The sequence below is a fragment of the Rhizobium bangladeshense genome, from assembly GCF_017357245.1.
Taxonomy (GTDB): Bacteria; Pseudomonadota; Alphaproteobacteria; order Rhizobiales; family Rhizobiaceae; genus Rhizobium; species Rhizobium bangladeshense.
The window spans coordinates 40,939-58,967 of record NZ_CP071617.1; the positions used below are offsets into that span (position 1 = coordinate 40,939).

At 60.9% G+C, this 18,029-nt stretch carries 18 protein-coding genes and 2 pseudogenes; 14 read left to right on the forward strand and 6 right to left on the reverse strand.

Going from position 1 to position 18,029, the window contains the following annotated elements; all coding sequences use genetic code 11:
- Positions 1-2: 2 nt before the first annotated feature.
- From J2J98_RS29330 to J2J98_RS29340, 3 genes are all read right to left on the reverse strand, one after another.
- Positions 3-1,277 (reverse strand): O-antigen ligase family protein, encoded by a 1,275-nt coding sequence (locus J2J98_RS29330; protein WP_207604254.1) that lies wholly within the window; start codon positions 1,275-1,277, stop codon positions 3-5.
- 338 nt (positions 1,278-1,615) lie between these two features.
- Positions 1,616-1,864, reverse strand: coding sequence for a hypothetical protein (locus J2J98_RS29335; RefSeq protein ID WP_207604255.1), 249 nt, complete (start codon positions 1,862-1,864; stop codon positions 1,616-1,618).
- Between the two features lie 38 nt (positions 1,865-1,902).
- On the reverse strand, positions 1,903-2,307 hold the full coding sequence (locus J2J98_RS29340; RefSeq protein WP_207604256.1) for a DUF2934 domain-containing protein: 405 nt from the start codon (positions 2,305-2,307) through the stop codon (positions 1,903-1,905).
- Positions 2,308-2,495: 188 nt separating this feature from the next.
- Here J2J98_RS29340 and J2J98_RS29345 point away from each other — a divergent pair, with 188 nt between their 5' ends.
- Both J2J98_RS29345 and uxuA read left to right on the forward strand, forming a co-directional pair.
- Positions 2,496-3,218 (forward strand): GntR family transcriptional regulator, encoded by a 723-nt coding sequence (locus J2J98_RS29345; protein ID WP_207604257.1) that lies wholly within the window; start codon positions 2,496-2,498, stop codon positions 3,216-3,218.
- Between the two features lie 43 nt (positions 3,219-3,261).
- A complete protein-coding gene (gene uxuA / locus J2J98_RS29350) occupies positions 3,262-4,449 on the forward strand; it encodes a mannonate dehydratase (protein ID WP_207604258.1) in 1,188 nt (395 codons plus the stop codon).
- A gap of 12 nt (positions 4,450-4,461) precedes the next feature.
- Here uxuA and J2J98_RS29355 read toward each other — a convergent pair whose 3' ends face one another.
- Entirely contained in the window at positions 4,462-5,328 is an 867-nt protein-coding gene (locus J2J98_RS29355) for an aldose 1-epimerase family protein (protein ID WP_064709998.1), read from the reverse strand.
- 99 nt (positions 5,329-5,427) lie between these two features.
- Positions 5,428-5,757, reverse strand: coding sequence for a DUF6665 family protein (locus J2J98_RS29360; protein ID WP_207604259.1), 330 nt, complete (start codon positions 5,755-5,757; stop codon positions 5,428-5,430).
- A 143-nt stretch (positions 5,758-5,900) separates the two neighbouring features.
- On the opposite strand from J2J98_RS29360, the gene J2J98_RS29365 reads away from it, so the two are divergent.
- From J2J98_RS29365 to J2J98_RS29385, 6 genes and pseudogenes are all read left to right on the forward strand, one after another.
- Entirely contained in the window at positions 5,901-7,523 is a 1,623-nt protein-coding gene (locus tag J2J98_RS29365; protein ID WP_064709996.1) for an ABC-F family ATP-binding cassette domain-containing protein, read from the forward strand.
- A gap of 105 nt (positions 7,524-7,628) precedes the next feature.
- A pseudogene (locus tag J2J98_RS30645) lies at positions 7,629-8,011 on the forward strand (VOC family protein).
- A 75-nt stretch (positions 8,012-8,086) separates the two neighbouring features.
- Positions 8,087-8,675 (forward strand): annotated as a pseudogene (locus J2J98_RS29370) (hypothetical protein).
- A gap of 97 nt (positions 8,676-8,772) precedes the next feature.
- Positions 8,773-8,937, forward strand: a complete 165-nt coding sequence (locus J2J98_RS29375) for a DUF1328 domain-containing protein (protein WP_003571841.1) — start codon at positions 8,773-8,775, stop codon at positions 8,935-8,937.
- A 314-nt stretch (positions 8,938-9,251) separates the two neighbouring features.
- Positions 9,252-9,773, forward strand: coding sequence for a DUF992 domain-containing protein (locus J2J98_RS29380; RefSeq protein WP_064709994.1), 522 nt, complete (start codon positions 9,252-9,254; stop codon positions 9,771-9,773).
- Positions 9,774-9,851: 78 nt separating this feature from the next.
- Positions 9,852-10,319: a GNAT family N-acetyltransferase gene (locus J2J98_RS29385; protein WP_138395878.1), complete on the forward strand. Its 468-nt coding sequence runs from the start codon at positions 9,852-9,854 to the stop codon at positions 10,317-10,319.
- An 87-nt stretch (positions 10,320-10,406) separates the two neighbouring features.
- Here the strand turns inward: J2J98_RS29385 and J2J98_RS29390 are convergent, their stop codons facing one another.
- Positions 10,407-11,336, reverse strand: coding sequence for a LysR family transcriptional regulator (locus tag J2J98_RS29390; RefSeq protein WP_138395933.1), 930 nt, complete (start codon positions 11,334-11,336; stop codon positions 10,407-10,409).
- 74 nt (positions 11,337-11,410) lie between these two features.
- Here J2J98_RS29390 and J2J98_RS29395 point away from each other — a divergent pair, with 74 nt between their 5' ends.
- From J2J98_RS29395 to J2J98_RS29420, 6 genes are all read left to right on the forward strand, one after another.
- Entirely contained in the window at positions 11,411-12,328 is a 918-nt protein-coding gene (locus J2J98_RS29395) for a DMT family transporter (RefSeq protein ID WP_207604260.1), read from the forward strand.
- 98 nt (positions 12,329-12,426) lie between these two features.
- Positions 12,427-13,200 carry a DeoR/GlpR family DNA-binding transcription regulator gene (locus tag J2J98_RS29400; protein ID WP_064709990.1) on the forward strand — a complete coding sequence of 258 codons (774 nt, stop codon included), beginning with the start codon at positions 12,427-12,429 and terminating at the stop codon, positions 13,198-13,200.
- A 210-nt stretch (positions 13,201-13,410) separates the two neighbouring features.
- Positions 13,411-14,925: a glycerol-3-phosphate dehydrogenase gene (gene glpD, locus J2J98_RS29405; protein ID WP_138395880.1), complete on the forward strand. Its 1,515-nt coding sequence runs from the start codon at positions 13,411-13,413 to the stop codon at positions 14,923-14,925.
- Between the two features lie 41 nt (positions 14,926-14,966).
- Positions 14,967-16,064: an ABC transporter ATP-binding protein gene (locus J2J98_RS29410; RefSeq protein ID WP_207604261.1), complete on the forward strand. Its 1,098-nt coding sequence runs from the start codon at positions 14,967-14,969 to the stop codon at positions 16,062-16,064.
- A gap of 9 nt (positions 16,065-16,073) precedes the next feature.
- Complete coding sequence (locus J2J98_RS29415) at positions 16,074-17,144, forward strand: ABC transporter ATP-binding protein (protein ID WP_207604262.1); 1,071 nt, start codon at positions 16,074-16,076, stop codon at positions 17,142-17,144.
- Between the two features lie 3 nt (positions 17,145-17,147).
- Entirely contained in the window at positions 17,148-18,014 is an 867-nt protein-coding gene (locus J2J98_RS29420) for a carbohydrate ABC transporter permease (protein WP_064709986.1), read from the forward strand.
- The last annotated feature ends 15 nt before the right edge of the window (positions 18,015-18,029 follow it).

Below are 18,029 nucleotides of genomic sequence, written 5' to 3' on the forward strand. Positions count from 1 at the left end.
GCTCAGCTTCGGACCACGGGCGCAAAGCGTGTGCTGCCCCGATCCGCGCAAATAAGGGCGACCATATAGGCGAAGATCGGATCCAGTGCCTTTTGGTTGAACATGATGCCGAAGCTGCCAGTAATAATGTAGCTGCTGGTGAGCAGAAGAGCGAGCGCCATGGCTAGGTCCCGGCCAGGGCCGGGTTCCTTTTTCCACGCGGCGATCACAGGCGTCAGGAGCAGCAGCGAAAGCGCCGCGATTCCGACAAGGCCGGCGTCAATGCCTGCTGTGAGAAAGCCGTTATGGACATGCGAATAGGGCAACTGCTGCCTTATGCCCTCAGGGACCTCCGCCAAGACTGCAGTCATCCGGTTTTGCGGACCATAGCCGGTCAACGGATCCTTGGTGATTGCAGATAGCGCCCCTTTGTAGAGAGCGACCCGCGCACTCAGCGAGGTGATGTCGCCATGGGCGCTTTCGAGTGCTGACAGATTGTCCTGGAGTTCACGGACGCGATAGACAACCTGGTCGCTGCCCAGGGCGAGAAGCCCCAACAATAGGACAGAACCGGTTATAGCGAGGCTGCGCAGACTGAAATGAAAGCGGTGTTTTGGAAAATACCAGAGAAAGATGACGAGTTGGACGGGGATGACCAGCCAGGCCGAACGCGTTCCGGAGAGCAGCGCGCAGCCTAGCCCCGCAGCATACCCCAATATCGCGATTTTTTGCTCCATGCTTTTGGGGGATTGAATGTTGAGCAGCGCGACGCCGCCGAAAAGAATGCCGATAACGCCCAGCAGTGCCGCGTTCGAGGTTCCCGCCTCTGCCCTGGGCATCAGAATCAGGACCTGAAGCAGGCTGAAAAGAAAAGTAACGATCATGCCGAGACCCGCGCCGAGGATAAAGAGCGGCACAAGGCGGCCATCGGGAGATTGACGCATACGCGGCAAAATCAGCCAGATCGAAAAGAAAGGTAGGAGTCGGAAAATCCAGTCCAATTCTTCGGAGAAAGGCGGATTGACGAATATGCTGACGATCATCACCACCGGGTAGATCGTCATGCAAATGGCAACCACTCGGTCGGACTTCGATAACTTCAGAGGAAAGCGGGCCCTCGCCAGACAATAGAGTCCCGATACCATCGACCCAAGGAGGATAAAGGAGTTAAAGTTGGGCGAAAGGCCGGGCAGGATCGCAAAGAGAAAGACCGCAATGCCGTTGGTTCGATCAAGCGCGCTTCCAGCCCCGTTACCGGGATGAAGCACCGCAATCACGAGTTGCCTGAAATAATTCACTATGCTGGTCCTGAGGTGTCGCTGATGCAGCCTCGCTAAGGACCGTTGTCACCACTGTCAAGCCGTGAACGTGGCCGGAACTCGCGCTTTTGTTACTGTCGTATTCCGGCAACAGCAAACCCCGATGCATTGCTCGACGATGGGCGGTAACGCCCTGCAATAGAAAAGCTGCTCCGATCAGAAAACACGTTTGAGGTGCGAGCTGCTGAGAAGATGGTCATCGAGGCGCATCTCCAGAGGGAACGCGCTTCGAGCACAGGGGCTGGTTCTTTCATTATTCCGACCGGGCCGATTTTGAACAGCGATATTCAGTTACGCCAGCCACTTCGTTAGTGCCGCTATCGCCAGAGGCGAGCCGAGCTTTCCAGCGATGATCGACCAAGAAGATAGCCGAACCCGAACGCCGCAAGACCGATCGTGAGCAACAATGCGCTTGCGGTGTGCGGGTGGTTTCTGGCCCCGGTGGTGACTGCATAGACTTCGCGTTTCACCCCGCTGGCCGCAGACTGGGCAACTTTCGCCAGTCCTTCCGGCGGCTCGACGGGTGTGCCGGTGAATCCGGCGTCCAAATCTCGTTTATCGACCATCTCGGGACCTTTCCTGAATTGCCTCAAAAGGCTGAATTTCAATTCTGCTCGCGTGTGCCGGGTGAGGCTTCGCGTTGATCAGCGTCTTCGATATCCGTCTTGACGAGGAAAGCGTCGCTATGTTCGCGCAAGGCCTCTCGCACCGCCTCCAGCCGGGGAGGATTGTCTGCGTCGCCATACCGCGCATCAAGCTCCTGCTCCGCGCGGGTCCAGTGATCCCAATGCTTGCCCTCCGGCCTGTCTTCCTTCTCCCACAGCGCATATGCTCTTTTGCGGATCTCCGCCTCGCGGGCAGCAGCCGGAGAATCGATGCGCTGTTCGTCGGTTTCTTCTGTCGCTTGTCGCGCCATCTTCCCCTTGCGCGCACCGGTCGGGGATGAATCCTCCAGCCGCGTGTCGTCGGTCGTGCTTTCATTTTTCTTACGTCGTTCCGGATTTTTCATCGGCGGCTCCTTGCTTGGATCTCAACCAATTCGGCTGTCCTAAGTTCCCACATAGAACCTGGATCAGAATTGAGGCGCGCTGTTAAGGACGACGAACTTCGGAATTTTGCTCTATCCCTACAAGCCTTGGCAACGCGGCTCCGCTGATATACTAGTATGCCAACACCCACGATCATTCCGGTATTGCTATGCGGCAGGCCCCACAAACCGAAACGCTTTCGGTCTCAATTCCGCAGGAAGTCGGCCGCAAGTTGCGCCGTGTCACAACGGCCGGCGCCATCTACGAGCGTCTCTATGCCGACATCGTTTCGCTCAGGATGCCGCCTGGACTGTTGCTGCAGGAAAAGCGGATCGCCGAGGACTTCGGCGTGAGCCGCACGCCCGTCCGCGAGGCGCTGCTCAGGCTCTCCGAAGGTGGGCTGGTCGACATCTATCCGCAGTCAGGCACCGTCGTATCGCGTGTGCCGGTCGCTGCGATCCCCGAGGCGGTGGTCGTGCGCAAGGCTCTCGAAGGCGCGACCGTCGAGACTGCGGCCCAAACCGCCACCGCTGCCGATATCGCCGTTCTGGACGCCATCATCGGCCGGCAACGGTCGCATGCCGCAGTCGGCAACGTCTCGAACTTCCACGAGGAGGACGAGGCCTTTCATGAGGCGATCGCGCAGATATCAGGCTATCCCGGCATTTGGGCGATTTTGAAGACGGTCAAGGTGCAGATCGACCGGGCGCGGCGGCTGGCGCTGCCGGCGCTGGGGCGCATGGACAATGTTGTGTGCGAACATATGGTCATTCGCGACGCGCTCGCCGCCCATGATGCTGCGGCCGCGCGCGTCGCGATGATCCATCACTTGAGCGCGGTCATTCCCGACGTCAACGAACTGCGCTCGCGCTACCCCGATTATTTCTGCTGACGGCAGGCCAAACACGAAGCGAAAGGCGAGGAAAGGATTAAGCATGCGACAAGGTTGGAGATGGTTCGGGCCGGAAGCACCGGTGACGCTCGATGAAGTCCGTCAAACGGGCGCGACCAACATCGTCTCGTCTCTGCATCAGGTGCCGATCGGCAGGGCCTGGACGGAAAGGGAAGTGCGCGAACGCCAGTCCCTGATCGAGACGACGCCGGCCGATCGCTCGCCGCTCGTCTGGTCGGTCGTCGAAAGCATTCCGATCCCCGATGCCGTCAAGCGCAAGGGCGGAGAGGCGAAGGCTGAAATCGAGGCGTGGATCGCCAGCCTCGAAGCGGTCGCCGCCTGCGGTATTCCGATCGTCTGCTATAATTTCATGCCTGTGGTGGACTGGACCCGCACCGAACTCGATTTCGTGACGCCGACCGGGGCCACCGCCATGCGCTTCGATCACGAGCGTTTTGCGGCCTTCGATCTTTTCATTCTGGAACGGCCGGATGCGGCACGACACTATTCCGATGAGGATCGCGAACGGGCGCGCGCTGTCTTCGAGGCGATGTCGGAGGAGGAGATCGCCGAGATCACCCGTATCATCACCTCGGCTTTGCCGGGCTCGACCACTGAACCTCTGACAATTCCGGCTTTCCGGGAAAAGCTTGTAGCTTATAGCGGCATCGATGCCGCAAGGTTGCGCCGGCATCTGATCGAATTCCTGGAGGCGGTGACGCCGGCCGCCGAAGCACACGGCGTCAAGCTGACACTGCATCCCGACGATCCGCCGCGGTCGCTGTTCGGCTTGCCGCGCATCGCCTCGACGGCCGATGATTATGCCGCTCTCTTCGATGCGGTGCCATCGGAGGCGAATGGCATGTGCTATTGCACCGGCAGCCTCGGCGTGCGCGCCGATAACGACCTGCCGGCGATCGCCCGCCGTTTTGCCTCGCGTATCCATTTTGCCCATCTGCGCGCTACGACGCGGGAGGGCGATGGCCGAACATTTCATGAAAGCGCGCATCTGGAGGGCGATGTCGACATGGTTGCGGTTCTCAGGGAACTTGTCGCCGAAGACCGCCGCCGCGGTGCTCAGGATACCATCGTCTTCCGCTCGGACCATGGTCACCGCATGCTCGACGATCTCAACAAAACGGTCACGCCCGGCTACCCCGCTATTGGCCGCATGCGCGGGCTCGCCGAGCTTCGCGGCATCCTGCATGCGCTGGGCGCCCCGCCGAACTGAGGGCGCGGACCGTTAGAGGATCTCGACGGTAAAGGCGAAGCGCGTGGCCGCGCCAGGCGCTAATATGTTGGTGTACGGCCGCCGCGACAGCTCGCTCGACGCTCCAGCTTCAGCGGCCGTTCCGTGCCATGGCTCGACACAGATGAATGGCGCGCCTGGTTTCGTCCATAGGGCAAGATTGGGCAGGTTTTTGAAATGGAACCGCAAATTAGGTCCGCCTTCGGCGCCGTAGCGCAGTCCTTCGCCCGCGCCTTTCGGGAAGATCATTGCATCCTGGTCGAACATGGCATGATCCAGCACCAGCCGGCCTTTGTCGAAGGGTGAAGATAGCGGCGCCGGATTGATGAGGCCGCTCTCCAGCCGCACGAGCTCGGGCTCACCCTCATTGTCGAGCGTGATGGTGTGGGCGCGCCCGGAAGCAGCAGGCAGCGGCCAGGCGAAGGCCGGGTGGAAGCCGAAGCCGAACGGCATCGCCTTCTGATCGCGGTTGCTGACCTCGGCAGTGACGGTCAAAGCGCGACCCTCGACCGCGTGTTCCACGGCAAGCAGAAACTCGAACGGGTAGACCGCCCGTGTGGCCGAAGAGGCGACAAGCTCGTGCCGGCAGGTCGTTGCCGTGGAGGTTGCGAGGGCGAATTCGCTGCGCCGGGCAAACCCGTGCTGAGCCAACGGATAGACCGTGCCGTCGATTGCGACTTGGTCGTCCGGAGCCTTGCCGACGATCGGAAACAGGATCGGTGAGCGCCCTGTCCAGAAGGTCGCGTCGCCCGTCCACAACCAGGAGCGTCCGTCGTTGGTGGTGAGTGCTTGCATCTCTGCGCCGAGGGAAGAGACGTCGACGGTGAGATCCTGATTGCCGATCCGGATTGAGCTTGGCATCGCAATTCCCTTTCACACTGGTTCGGTACCAGAGCCATATCTTCTGGCGCCGTTGATTTCCACACAATAGGGGAGGGAGGTCGCGGTCTCGCCGCACGTTTATTTTCGTACCGCGCCCAATCTGGCGATCACCTCATTCGGGATGGCGTAGCGCTGGATGGCATCGCGATTGTTTCTGAGCCCGCAGATCTCGCGCTGGATGAAGAATGCCCAGACGGCGTCGGATGCCTCATTGATAAGCCCCTCGCGCTCCGCCGTGCTCTGGCGCTCAGGCGTCCAGGCCTTCAAGGCGGCAAGTGCTTTCTCCACCTTCAGCCCGTGGCGTCCGAGCGCGTCGGCGCGCGCCGACATCAGCTCGTATTCGAGGACGTTGAAGCCGCTGGCATCCTGCTGAGATTGTCGGAAAGACTGTGGCGGGCGAACGCTCATTGGCACGAATTCCTTATCAGCGCAGGCCACGATACTATCCAATCGAAACCCGGAGATCGAGAGGGCGGGCAACGGGGCCTATCCTGCCGTTTCCATGCGTGGCATAAGGGCGCCGAAACTTTCCCGAACCCCCGCAGCACACCATGATTCGTATCGAGAATATCAGCAAGCAGCTCAGCCATCGGATCCTCTTCATCGAGGCATCGGCAGCCCTCAACAAAGGCGAGAAGATCGGCCTCGTCGGCCCCAACGGCGCCGGCAAGACGACAATCTTCCGAATGATCAACGGTGAAGAGCAGCCCGACGAAGGCCAGGTCTCCTGCGAGAAGGGCGTGACCATCGGTTACTTCAACCAGGACGTCGGCGAAATGGCCGGCCACAGCGCCGTCGCCGAAGTGATGAACGGCGCCGGCCCGGTCAGCATCGTCGCGGCGGAGTTGCGCGAGCTCGAGGCCGCCATGGCCGACCCTGACAAGGCTGGCGACATGGAGGAGATCATCGAGCGTTACGGTGAGGTGCAGGCGCGTTACGAGGAGTTGGACGGCTATGCGCTCGAGGGCCGAGCCCGCGAGGTGCTCGCAGGTCTCAGCTTCAGCCAGGAGATGATGGACGGCGACGTCGGCGCGCTGTCGGGCGGCTGGAAGATGCGCGTGGCGCTTGCCCGCATCCTGCTCATGCGCCCAGACGTCATGCTGCTGGACGAACCGAGCAACCATCTGGATCTCGAAAGCCTCATTTGGCTCGAGGATTTCCTGAAGGGTTACGAAGGGGCGCTGCTGATGACCTCGCACGACCGCGAGTTCATGAACCGCATCGTCAATAAGATCATCGAGATCGACGCCGGCACGCTGACGGCCTATTCCGGCGATTATGAATTCTACGAGCAGCAGCGGGCGCAGAACGAGAAGCAGCAGCAGGCCCAGTTCGAGCGCCAGCAGGCGATGCTCGCCAAGGAAATCAGGTTCATCGAACGGTTCAAGGCGCGCGCCTCGCATGCTTCGCAGGTGCAGAGCCGCGTGAAGAAGCTTGAGAAGATCGACCGGGTCGAGCCGCCCAAGCGCCGCCAATCCGTCGCCTTCGAGTTCCAGCCGGCCCCGCGCTCCGGCGAAGACGTGATCAACCTGAAGAACGTCCATAAGAAATACGGGAGCCGAAGGATCTATGAGGGGCTGGACTTCATGGTGCGGCGCAAGGAGCGCTGGTGCATCATGGGCATCAACGGCGCCGGCAAGTCGACACTGCTGAAGCTCGTGACGGGAACCACCACGCCGGATGAAGGCAGCGTCGCTCTTGGAGCGAGCGTCAAGATGGGCTATTTCGCCCAGCATGCGATGGATATTCTTGATGGCGAACGCACGGTCTTCCAATCGCTGGAGGATCGGTTTCCCCAGGCAGGGCAGGGGCCTTTGCGCGCGCTCGCCGGATGTTTCGGCTTTTCCGGCGACGATGTCGAGAAAAGGTGCCGGGTGCTGTCAGGCGGCGAGAAGGCCCGATTGGTCATGGCTATGATGCTCTTCGACCCGCCGAACCTGCTCGTGCTCGACGAACCGACCAACCATCTCGACCTCGACACCAAGGAAATGCTGATAAAGGCACTCTCGCAATATGAGGGCACCATGCTCTTCGTCTCGCACGACCGGCATTTCCTGGCCGCTCTTTCCAACCGCGTGCTGGAACTGACGCCGGAGGGTGTCCATCAATATGGCGGCGGCTATACTGAATATGTGGCGCGTACCGGCCACGAGGCGCCCGGGCTTCGGAGCTGAACGGCTATTCTTCTGCGGGCATGTCGAAATCATCGACATCGAAACGACCGGCAGAAGGCCGTTCGGGGCATTTGCTGAGCGGCCGGAGCAACGGAGAATGATGTCATGCTGCCAGCAGCGATCGAGGTAGTCACGCTGTTCGTCGACAAGATCGACGAAGCCAGGACTTTCTAAGATTTTCGCCGCCGACATCGCCTATCAGGACGCGGTATGCTCGGTTCTGCAATTCTCGGGAGCGATGATCAATCTGCTCGAGGCGACACAGGCGCCGCAGCTGGTCGAACCATCGGCCGTGGCGGCATCAGGTTCCGGCGCGCGCATCCTGCTGACGATCAGGGTCGACGACGTCGATAAGGTCTGTGCGGAGCTACGAAGACTTGGAGTAGCCTTGCTCAACGGTCCGGCCGATCGTCCCTGGGGGCCGAACGGCAGCAGCCTTCGCCGATCCATCGAGCCATGTCTGGGAAGTCGCACAGGAGCTCAGATAGCTTTATCGGCGGTTGGGAAGGCCATTTATCGGGGCGAAGAACAGCGCTCGCCGATATTGCCGGCGCTCTGCCACGATGATGACCCATTTCCGTGGTGTTCGGGCCTTCTTCAGACAATCGGGGCGGGCGCATCAGCATGGACTGGATCAATCGTTATATCGATCAGCCGTTATTGAACGGCGCTGCAGGCTTGCTGCGGCAATGGCACATCCGCACGCGGCAGTCGCCGGAGCTGCTGGAGCCGACATGGAATCTCGTCGTGCTGTCCTTTCTGCTAATCGCGAGCGTGCAGGTTATGACGGGCAAGCCTTTCGCGCTCAGCATCGCCGCGTTGGTCATGCTGGCCCTGCCGTCGGCCAAAAAACTGTTTTTGGCGGTCAAGGCAGGGGGAAGCGCTTATGGCGCCCGGGAATACAAGTCATCGAGGGCGCGCGCCGTTGCCAAACGGGAAGCGGAATGGTCGGTCAGGATCATCGTGCTGTTCTCCTCCGCCTGCCTTCCGTTCATCGCCCGCATAGACGATCCGGTGGGCGCCTGTTTCATGCTCGGGGCAAGTATCTGGTTCGTACTGACCGGGCCGCTCAAGGCCTATCTCGATGCCGCCGAACCTCCCGAGCCGACTGAGGGCGACCGGATGTACAGCGGCGTCTTTCATTTCGGCTGAAAGACGCCATGCGGCGTTCCATTCGACAGCCGCGAGAGGCAGGGAACCAAAGCGGGCGGTCTCCGTTATGTCAGCAGCAACGTAAAAGGAGATTGCGATGCTTTACTACGCTCTGGTGTTTCTCGTTGTGGCCTTGATTGCCGGCGTCCTCGGATTCGGCGGCATCGCAGGGGCTTCAGCTTCCATTGCCCAGGTTCTGTTCTTCATTTTCCTGGTGTTGTTCGTCGTCTCGCTTGTTATGCGCTTCATGCGCAGAGTATAGCGAAGATTGATACAGTATAAAACCCGGTGATAATTATCACCGGGTTTTTCTTTTCTTGATGGCCGCCCGACGGACGGCGCGAAACTCGCTCCGAGAAAATGTGTTTTTCCTGCAACCATTCCTAACAAGATCGCGAAAGGCCGCATGCCGGTCGTAAATGCCTTCGAAATGTCCCAATGGGGCTGAACCGTAGACCTGTCGCTTGCGCCTCCCACGCGCTTTGAAACGCGACGCGAAAACGGCGCCTGCGGTCCCCTCCGATATCCGGTGCCGTCAGCCGGGTGTTCCCGTCACGATTTGAGAAGGAGAGACTTATGAAAAAAACTCTTGCGGCGGCGTTTGCCGCGGTATCGTTGACGTTGGTCGGCGCGGGGGCGGTCAATGCCGCCGACCCTGTCACCAGAACATATGAAGAGCCGGACCTGCGCAATGGCGTGAAGATCGGTTATCTCACTTGCGATATCGGCGGCGGCACGGGTTATGTGCTGGGTTCGTCCAAGGAAGCCGACTGCGTCTTTCAGTCCATCGTCGGCAATGAGCTTTTCGATCACTACACCGGCGAGGTGCGAAAGCTTGGCATCGACCTCGGATTCACCACGCGCAGTCGCCTGATCTGGGCGGTGTTTGCGCCAACGGCTGGTTATCACCGCGGGTCGCTCGCCGGCCTCTATGTCGGCGCCAGCGCAGAGGCCACGGTTGGCGCCGGTGTCGGGGCCAACCTCCTGGTCGGCGGCACCTCCGGCTCCATCCATCTGCAGACGCTTAGCCTCACCGGCCAGCTCGGCCTCAACGTTGCGGCCGGCAGCGCATCGATGACACTGACCCCGGCGGATTGACGGGTTCTATCGCCCCTGCCGCGACGCGACGGGGGCGTCACGAGCTTGTTGGAATGGCTTAGCGCTGGCGCCGAAACGATGGATATCCGAATTGCAACGCTCGACGAGGACGAGATCCTGGTCAGGCACTATCTGAAAATCTGGGACAGCTATGGCACGCCGCCGGAACATTACAGGCCGGACGCGGTGGCGCGGATATTATCGTTTTTGAGAAGTGGTCGCGAGGAACGCCGTCTCGCCTCGTTCCTGGCCATTGTAGACGGTGTAATCGCCGGTTCGGTATCCTGCCAGCTGCACCAATCGCCGTTTCCGGAAGTCATTCGGCCGGAGCAGCGGTTGCACGGTTACATCTGGTCGGTCTATGTTGCGGAGGCCTTTCGCCGGCGCGGCATCGCTTTGGCGCTGACGACCAGGGCCGTTGATTATCTGAAATCCATCGGCTGCACGACCGCCGTCATCCATGCCTCAGATGCGGGGGAACCGGTCTATCGGAGCGCTGGCTTCGAGCTGGCGAAGGAAATGCGCCTGAAGTTTCCTGTAGAGTGACCCGGGTGGCCGATCGTAATCTCCGATACGGCTCCACTTCATTACTAGCCAGAGGACAGCGAATGTGCGGGGCGGCGCGTCCTCTGTTTACGCTTTCGGCCTGCCGGGTGCGATAAAGCCGTTGATTGCCGCCTCGTCATGACCGGCTTCGCGCAGGAAGCGGCTGGCGAATTCGATGGCGGGGCTTCTCAGTGCGTCGTCCGGCCGGATCAGATGAAAAGCGACATGGGAATCGAGGGTGCGCTGCGACACTGCGACGACGCGCCCGTCGGCAAGCACGGCATCCGACAGCGGCGGCCGTGCAAGCGCAACGCCGAGCCCTTGCGCGCAGGCATCGATGACCAGATTGTAATCTTCGAAGCGGCGGTCCTGACCGCGCGGCGTATAGTCGAGCCCTTCACGCGCGAGCCAGCGGCGCCAGCCTTCGATATTGGAGTCGTGAAGGATCGGCAGATTGAGCAGCGAAAGCGCATCCGAGCGCTGGCCAAGCCGCGCTGCCAGCGCCGGGGCGGCGATCGGAAAGGATTTTTCCTGCCAGAGCGGCAGGGCACGCACGCCGGCCCACGGCCCCTTGCCGCAACGAACGGCAAGATCCGTGCCTTCACCGAAGTCCGCCAGCCGGTGTTCAAGCGTCAGTTCGACATGCAGCTCGTTTCCTTCGAGCTTTGCCAGGCGCGGAAACAGCCATAGAGAGGCGACGGACGGAGTAACGGAAAGGCGCACTACGGCCTTGCTGGGCCGAGGCAGCCAGCGCTCGCCGCTATTGCCGAGCAGCGCAAGGGCCTCCTCCGCCCGTGCGAAAAACCGCATGCCTTCCGGTGTCAGGCGTACGCCGCGGGCTTCGCGGGCAAACAGGCGCACGCCCATCCAGCGCTCCAATCGCGAGACCTGCCGCGACACTGCGCCATGGGTGATGCCGCTTTCTTCGGCCGCGGCGGAAAACGATCCTAGACGGGCGGCGCGAGCAAAGGTTTCAAGCGTATCGAGCGGAGGCAGGACGGGCGAGCTGTGAACCATACGCACATTTGATCATCGATTGCGATGCTTTTCAAGCATGCTTCGGCGGCATAATCCTTCCTTACCGAGCATCTATGGAGGCTAAAATGAGCATGGCGACAGGCGCACCGGTTTTGACGGAACGGCAGGGAAGGTTCGACCTTGTGGCCTTTGCCGCAATCGTCGTCACCATCCTTTTCTGGGCTTCCTCCTTCGCCGTGATCCGGGTCTGTCTCGGTCCGCTGACGCCGATCGAGCTGGCGACGGCGCGTTATGTGGCAGCCGGCGTCATCGCATTGTTCTATCTCGCCATCTATCGGCCGATGCCGCAAAGGCGCGATTTCTTTCGCCTTTCCGTTGCGGCGGTGCTCTTCATTGCCGCCTATGCGGTTCTCTTGAATACCGGCGAGCAAACCGTCGCTGCGGGGCCGGCGAGTTTCATCATCAACACGATGCCGGTGTTCACCGCTCTCATTGCCACATTCGCGCTCGGCGAGCGCTTCGGCCGTTGGGGCTGGGTGGGGACCGCGGTTTCCTTCGCAGGCGTGGGGTTGATTGCTTTCGCCTCCGGCGACGGTTTTCGACTCGATCCGAATGCGATCATGATTCTTGGTGCAGCGCTCTGCTCGGCGATCGCCAGCGTACTGCAGAAGCCGCTGCTTGCGCGGCTGCCGGCGCTCGCCGTTACCGCCTGGATCCTGCTGATCGGCTCCGTACCGCTGTTTCCGGCGGTTCCGGCGACGATCGGGGCACTGGTCGCCGCACCGGCTGAAGTGAACTGGGCGGTTGCCTATCTTGTCATCTTTCCCACAGTTATCGGCTATCTCACCTGGGCAATCGCGTTGAAGCGGCTGACGGCCGCGCGGGCCTCCAATTTCCTCTACGGTGTTCCGCCTGTCGCCACGCTGATCGGCTTCCTCTGGCTGGGCGAGACGCCGACAGCTCTGGGTGCCGTCGGAGGCGTCATGGCGATCCTCGGCGTGCTGGTCGTCAACGTGATGCGGAAGCGATAGCGTCAAATTCAAGCCGCGAAGCCGATCGTATGACAGATTAACATTGCGCCAGCGTTCGCTTTCTTTAAAACGAAAGCAGATCGAAAGGTGTGGCGCCCATGTTCTTGACCGACCGGCAAACGGAAATCGTGGCGATTGCCAAATCGAGCGGCAGGGTTCTGGTCGAGGAGCTCGCCTCCCGCTTTTCGGTGACGCGCCAGACGATCCGCAAGGACCTGAACGATCTCTGTGATGCGCAGGTGCTGACACGCATCCATGGCGGTGCCACATTTCCAAGCGGGACCGAGAACGTCAAATACGAGGCGCGCCGCCAGATTGCCGCTTCCGAGAAGCAGGCCATCGGTATGGCTGCCGTCGAGCTGATCCCGAGCGGCGCCTCGCTCTTCATCAACATCGGAACGACGACCGAGGCGGTGGGCGAGGCTCTCGCCAATCATCACGAGCTGATGGTGATTACCAATAATATAAACGTTGCCAACAGGTTACGCCTGCTCCCGGCGATTGAAGTCGTAATCGCCGGGGGAGTGGTACGCGGTTCGGACGGCGGGATCGTCGGCGAGGCGGCCGTCGATTTCATCCGCCAGTTCAAGGTCGATTATGCGGTGATCGGCGCTTCGGCGATCGACATGGACGGTGCCCTTCTCGACTATGACTTTCGCGAGGTGAAGGTCGCTCAGGCAATCATCGCCAATGCACGGCACGTCATTCTCGTAGCCGACTCGACCAAGTTCGAACGGACCGCGCCGGTGAGAATCGGCCAGCTCTCGCAGGTTCACACTTTCATTACCGATCACTGCCCGGTGCCTTCGATCCGCAACCTCTGTCTCGAAAACAACGTGAAGCTGATCGAAACGAACAGCCGGCCGCGTTAAGGCAGAGTTTCCGGCCGATTCGAGGTAATCTTTTGATTCATTTCTCTTTTCCTGGCGGAAGCGGGCGCGGCGCCTGCCGGTGCCGTTTTTAAGTACCTATGGCACAAACATTCGTTTGACATTCGTATCTCTTTCGTTTTAACTGTTCTCACTTTCGCAATCGCGCAAATTTTGTGCAATGCGAAATCTGCAGTGGGCTCGGAGGGGAGTTTGGGCCGGGTGATTTACGACATATTCGTCATCGGTGGCGGCATCAACGGCTGCGGCATTGCGCGCGACGCCGTCGGACGCGGCTACTCGGTAGCGCTGGCGGAGATGAACGATTTCGCCTCGGGCACGTCGTCCGGCGCCACCAAACTAATTCATGGCGGCTTGCGTTACCTCGAGCATTATGAATTTCGCCTGGTGCGTGAATCGCTGATGGAGCGCGAAATCCTCTGGGCAATGGCGCCGCACATCATCTGGCCGCTGCGCTTCGTGCTTCCCTACCACAAGGGCGGCATTCGCCCAGCCTGGCTGATCCGGCTCGGTCTCTTCCTTTATGATCATCTCGGCGGCCGCAAGCTGCTGCCGCCGACTTCAGTGGTCGACATGCGCAAGGACCCGGCCGGTAAGCCGCTTAAGGCGCTGTTTACGAGGGCTTTCGAATATTCCGACGGCTGGGTCGACGATGCCCGTATGGTCGTGTTGAATGCCCGCGACGCTGCCGACAAGGGGGCGACGATCATGCCGCGCACCAAAGTGGTGTCGGCGAGACGTGAGAACGGCGTGTGGCACATTGAAACGACCGACACGGTTACCGGCCGCAATGACAGCCACCAGGCCCGTATGCTGATCAATGCCGCCGGTCCCTGGGTCGATCATGTCATTCGTTCCGCCTTCGGCCAGAACGGGGCCCATCACGTACGTCTCGTCCAGGGCAGCCATATCGTCGTGAAGAAGAAGTTCGACGATGTGAGAGCCTATTTTTTCCAGAATCCCGACAACCGCATCATCTTTGCCATTCCCTATGAGGGCGACTTCACCCTGATTGGCACGACCGACCGGGACTATACCGCCGATCCGCGGGACGTCCGGATTTCCGAGGAGGAGACGGTCTACCTCTGCAATGCGGCCTCGGAATATTTCAAGGAGCCGGTCAGGCCGGAAGATATCGTCTGGACCTATTCAGCGGTGAGGCCGCTCTATGACGACGGCGCCTCAAAGGCGCAGGAGGCGACACGCGATTACGTGCTGAAGCTGGAGGGCGAAGGCGGGGCCGCGCCGCTGCTCAACGTCTTCGGCGGCAAGCTCACCACCTATCGTCGGCTTTCCGAACATGCGCTGGAGAAGATCGGCGCCGCGATCGGCGTAAAGGGCGCTCCGTGGACGGCAAAAAGTCATCTTCCCGGCGGCGATTTCCCGGTCCGAGGCTACGAGGCGGAGGTCGCCGGTCTGAAGGGGCGCTATCCGTTCCTTAGTGATGCGCACGCCCGCCAGTTGGTGCGCCGCTACGGCACCCGGGCTGCGACGCTGCTCGGCGATGCCCGCGGTCTCGAAGACCTCGGGCGGCTGTTCGGCGGCGATCTCTACGAGGCCGAGGTCAAATATCTCGTCGAACATGAATGGGCCCGGCACGCCGAAGACGTGCTGTGGAGGAGAACGAAGGATGGTCTGCGCCTTTCGAAGGAGCAGGCCCAGTCACTGGAGGAGTACATGGCTGCCATACCGGCGATGGCCGGATAGGCGGCATGTGGTCCCCGCTGCGTGGAGGCACGGGAATCGGAATGCTGGAACTGCGAAACGCCGCCAAGATGGTGGGCGCGGACTATCATATCTATCCGACCGATCTGGTCCTCGAGCGCGGCACGCTGAACGTCCTGCTCGGGCCGACGCTGTCGGGCAAGACATCGCTGATGCGGCTGATGGCCGGGCTCGACCGTCCGACCGCCGGCTCCGTCCATTTCGACGGCGCCGATGTCACCGGCATGCCGGTGCAGAAGCGCAACGTCGCCATGGTCTACCAGCAGTTCATCAATTATCCCGCACTGACCGTATACGAGAACATCGCCTCACCGATGCGCATATCGGGCAAGGATGCCGCCACCGTTGACCACGAAGTGCGCAAGGCGGCCGAGCTTCTGAAGCTCACGCCCTATCTCGATCGCACGCCGCTCAACCTGTCCGGCGGTCAGCAGCAGCGCACCGCACTTGCACGTGCGCTCGTCAAGAATGCCAGCCTCGTGCTGATGGACGAGCCGCTCGCCAACCTCGATTACAAGCTGCGCGAGGAACTGCGTGAGGAACTGCCGAAAATCTTCGCCCAATCCGGCGCGATCTTCGTCTATGCCACAACCGAACCTTCCGAGGCGCTCCTGCTCGGCGGCAATACGGCGACGCTGAATGAAGGTCGGGTAACTCAGTTCGGGCCGACGATCGATGTTTACCGCCGTCCCGCCGACCTCGCCACCGCCCGCATCTTCGCCGATCCGCCGCTGAACACGCTCGACGTCACCAAGTCGAGCAACGTCTTCACGCGTCAGGGCGGAGCGGCACTTCCCGTGCCCCTGCATCTGGCCGCCGTGCCGGATGGGCCGGTCACGGTTGCGTTTCACCCGCATCATCTCGGCTTCAAGCCGCAGACAGGTGACGCCGCCCGCCTGCACGCACGCACGCTGGTTTCCGAGATCACCGGTTCGGAGAGCTTCGTCCATCTGGAATATGACGGCGTGCGCTGGGTGATGCTGGCGCACGGCATTCACGACATCGAGCCTGACATGGAGATCGAGGCCTTCCTCGATACGCGCCACCTCTTGGCCTTCGGCGCCGATGGTCGCGCCATCGCCACGGTCGATCACGCTGTCGCTGCAGCCGCAAAGGCATAGGAGAGCACAATGGCACGCATTACGCTCGACCATATCCGCCACGCCTACGGAGCCAATCCGCAGACGGAAAAGGATTATTCGCTGAAGGAAGTTGACCACGAGTGGAACGACGGCGGCGCCTATGCGCTGCTCGGCCCTTCCGGCTGCGGCAAGACCACGCTGCTCAACATCATCTCGGGCCTGCTGCAGCCGTCGCACGGCCGCATCCTGTTCGACGGCAAGGATGTGACGAATCTTTCGACGCAGAGCCGCAACATCGCGCAGGTCTTCCAATTCCCGGTCATCTACGACACGATGACTGTCTACGACAATCTCGCCTTCCCCCTGCGCAACCGCGGCGTGGCGGAAGCCGATGTCGACCGGCGCGTCCGCGACATTCTCGAAATGATCGACCTTGCCGGCTGGGCCAAGCGCAAGGCGCAGGGGCTGACGGCTGACCAGAAGCAGAAGATTTCTCTCGGCCGCGGCCTGGTGCGCAACGACGTCAACGCCATTCTGTTCGACGAGCCGCTGACCGTCATCGATCCGCATATGAAATGGGTGCTTCGCTCGCAGCTGAAGCGGCTGCACAAGCAGTTCGGCTTCACCATGGTTTATGTCACCCACGACCAGACCGAAGCGCTGACTTTCGCCGAGAAGGTCGTCGTCATGTATGATGGCCAGATCGTTCAGATCGGCACGCCGGCCGAACTCTTCGAGCGCCCAAGCCACACCTTCGTCGGCTATTTCATCGGTTCGCCTGGTATGAACGTCATGCCGGCGCAGGTTAACGGCAGCGCGGTCAAGGTGGGGGACGAGGTGCTGACGCTCGATTACGCGCCGAAGACAGAAGGAAGTTCCAAGACCGAGCTCGGCATCCGCCCCGAATTCATCCGTCTCGGGCGGGAAGGCATGCCGGTCACCGTCACCAAGGTCGAGGATATCGGCCGGCAGAAGATCGTTCGCGCCCGCTTCGCCGGCCAGCCGATTGCTATCATCGTGCACGAGGATGCCGACATACCCGCCGATGCCCGCGTCACTTTCGATCCGTCCGCCATCAGCATTTACGCCGACAGCTGGCGTGTCGGCAGGGAGGCCTGAGCCATGCAGAAGACGTGGAATAATAAAGCCTGGTTTCTGGTCCTGCCGGTGCTGCTGCTTGTCGCCTTTTCGGCCGCCATCCCGCTGATGACCGTCGTCAATTATTCCGTCCAGGATACGTTCGGCAACAATGAGTTCTTCTGGGCCGGCACCGACTGGTTCGTCGAGACCCTACATTCCGACCGCTTCTGGGAAGCGCTCCAGCGCAATCTGCTCTTCTCCTTTATAATTCTGGCGCTGGAGATTCCGCTCGGCATCTTCATCGCGCTCAACATGCCGAAATCGGGCCTGGGCGTCCCCGTCTGCCTGGTGTTGATGGCGCTGCCGCTGCTCATTCCATGGAATGTCGTCGGCACCATCTGGCAGGTTTTCGGACGCGTCGATATCGGCTTGCTCGGCCACACGCTCGAAGCAATCGGACTTGATTACAACTATGTCCGCGATCCCGTCGACGCCTGGGTCACCGTCATCGTCATGGATGTCTGGCACTGGACGAGCCTCGTCGTGCTGCTCTGCTATGCCGGCCTCGTTTCGATCCCGGACGCCTATTATCAGGCCGCCAAGATCGACGGCGCCTCGCGCTGGTCCGTGTTCCGCTATATCCAGCTTCCGAAGATGAAGCGGGTGTTGCTGATCGCTGTGCTGCTGCGCTTCATGGACAGTTTCATGATCTATACCGAGCCCTTTGTCGTCACCGGCGGCGGTCCCGGCAACTCGACGACGTTCCTTTCCATCGATCTCGTGAAGATGGCTGTCGGCCAGTTCGATCTCGGCCCCGCCGCGGCGATGTCCATCATCTACTTCCTGATCATCCTGTTGCTGTCATGGATCTTCTACACGGTCATGACCAGCAGCGACGCCAACGCTTGAGAAAGGAGAGATCCC

Bases quoted from the DNA above. Each gene is read 5' to 3' on its own strand.
- J2J98_RS29335 (WP_207604255.1), bottom strand. From the start codon at position 1,864: ATGGTCGATAAACGAGATTTGGACGCCGGATTCACCGGCACACCCGTC.
- J2J98_RS29340 (WP_207604256.1), bottom strand. From the start codon at position 2,307: ATGAAAAATCCGGAACGACGTAAGAAAAATGAAAGCACGACCGACGAC.
- J2J98_RS29345 (WP_207604257.1), top strand. From the start codon at position 2,496: ATGCGGCAGGCCCCACAAACCGAAACGCTTTCGGTCTCAATTCCGCAG.
- uxuA (WP_207604258.1), top strand. From the start codon at position 3,262: ATGCGACAAGGTTGGAGATGGTTCGGGCCGGAAGCACCGGTGACGCTC.
- J2J98_RS29355 (WP_064709998.1), bottom strand. From the start codon at position 5,328: ATGCCAAGCTCAATCCGGATCGGCAATCAGGATCTCACCGTCGACGTC.
- J2J98_RS29360 (WP_207604259.1), bottom strand. From the start codon at position 5,757: ATGAGCGTTCGCCCGCCACAGTCTTTCCGACAATCTCAGCAGGATGCC.
- J2J98_RS29365 (WP_064709996.1), top strand. From the start codon at position 5,901: ATGATTCGTATCGAGAATATCAGCAAGCAGCTCAGCCATCGGATCCTC.
- J2J98_RS29375 (WP_003571841.1), top strand. From the start codon at position 8,773: ATGCTTTACTACGCTCTGGTGTTTCTCGTTGTGGCCTTGATTGCCGGC.
- J2J98_RS29380 (WP_064709994.1), top strand. From the start codon at position 9,252: ATGAAAAAAACTCTTGCGGCGGCGTTTGCCGCGGTATCGTTGACGTTG.
- J2J98_RS29385 (WP_138395878.1), top strand. From the start codon at position 9,852: ATGGATATCCGAATTGCAACGCTCGACGAGGACGAGATCCTGGTCAGG.
- J2J98_RS29390 (WP_138395933.1), bottom strand. From the start codon at position 11,336: ATGGTTCACAGCTCGCCCGTCCTGCCTCCGCTCGATACGCTTGAAACC.
- J2J98_RS29395 (WP_207604260.1), top strand. From the start codon at position 11,411: ATGGAGGCTAAAATGAGCATGGCGACAGGCGCACCGGTTTTGACGGAA.
- J2J98_RS29400 (WP_064709990.1), top strand. From the start codon at position 12,427: ATGTTCTTGACCGACCGGCAAACGGAAATCGTGGCGATTGCCAAATCG.
- J2J98_RS29410 (WP_207604261.1), top strand. From the start codon at position 14,967: ATGCTGGAACTGCGAAACGCCGCCAAGATGGTGGGCGCGGACTATCAT.
- J2J98_RS29415 (WP_207604262.1), top strand. From the start codon at position 16,074: ATGGCACGCATTACGCTCGACCATATCCGCCACGCCTACGGAGCCAAT.
- J2J98_RS29420 (WP_064709986.1), top strand. From the start codon at position 17,148: ATGCAGAAGACGTGGAATAATAAAGCCTGGTTTCTGGTCCTGCCGGTG.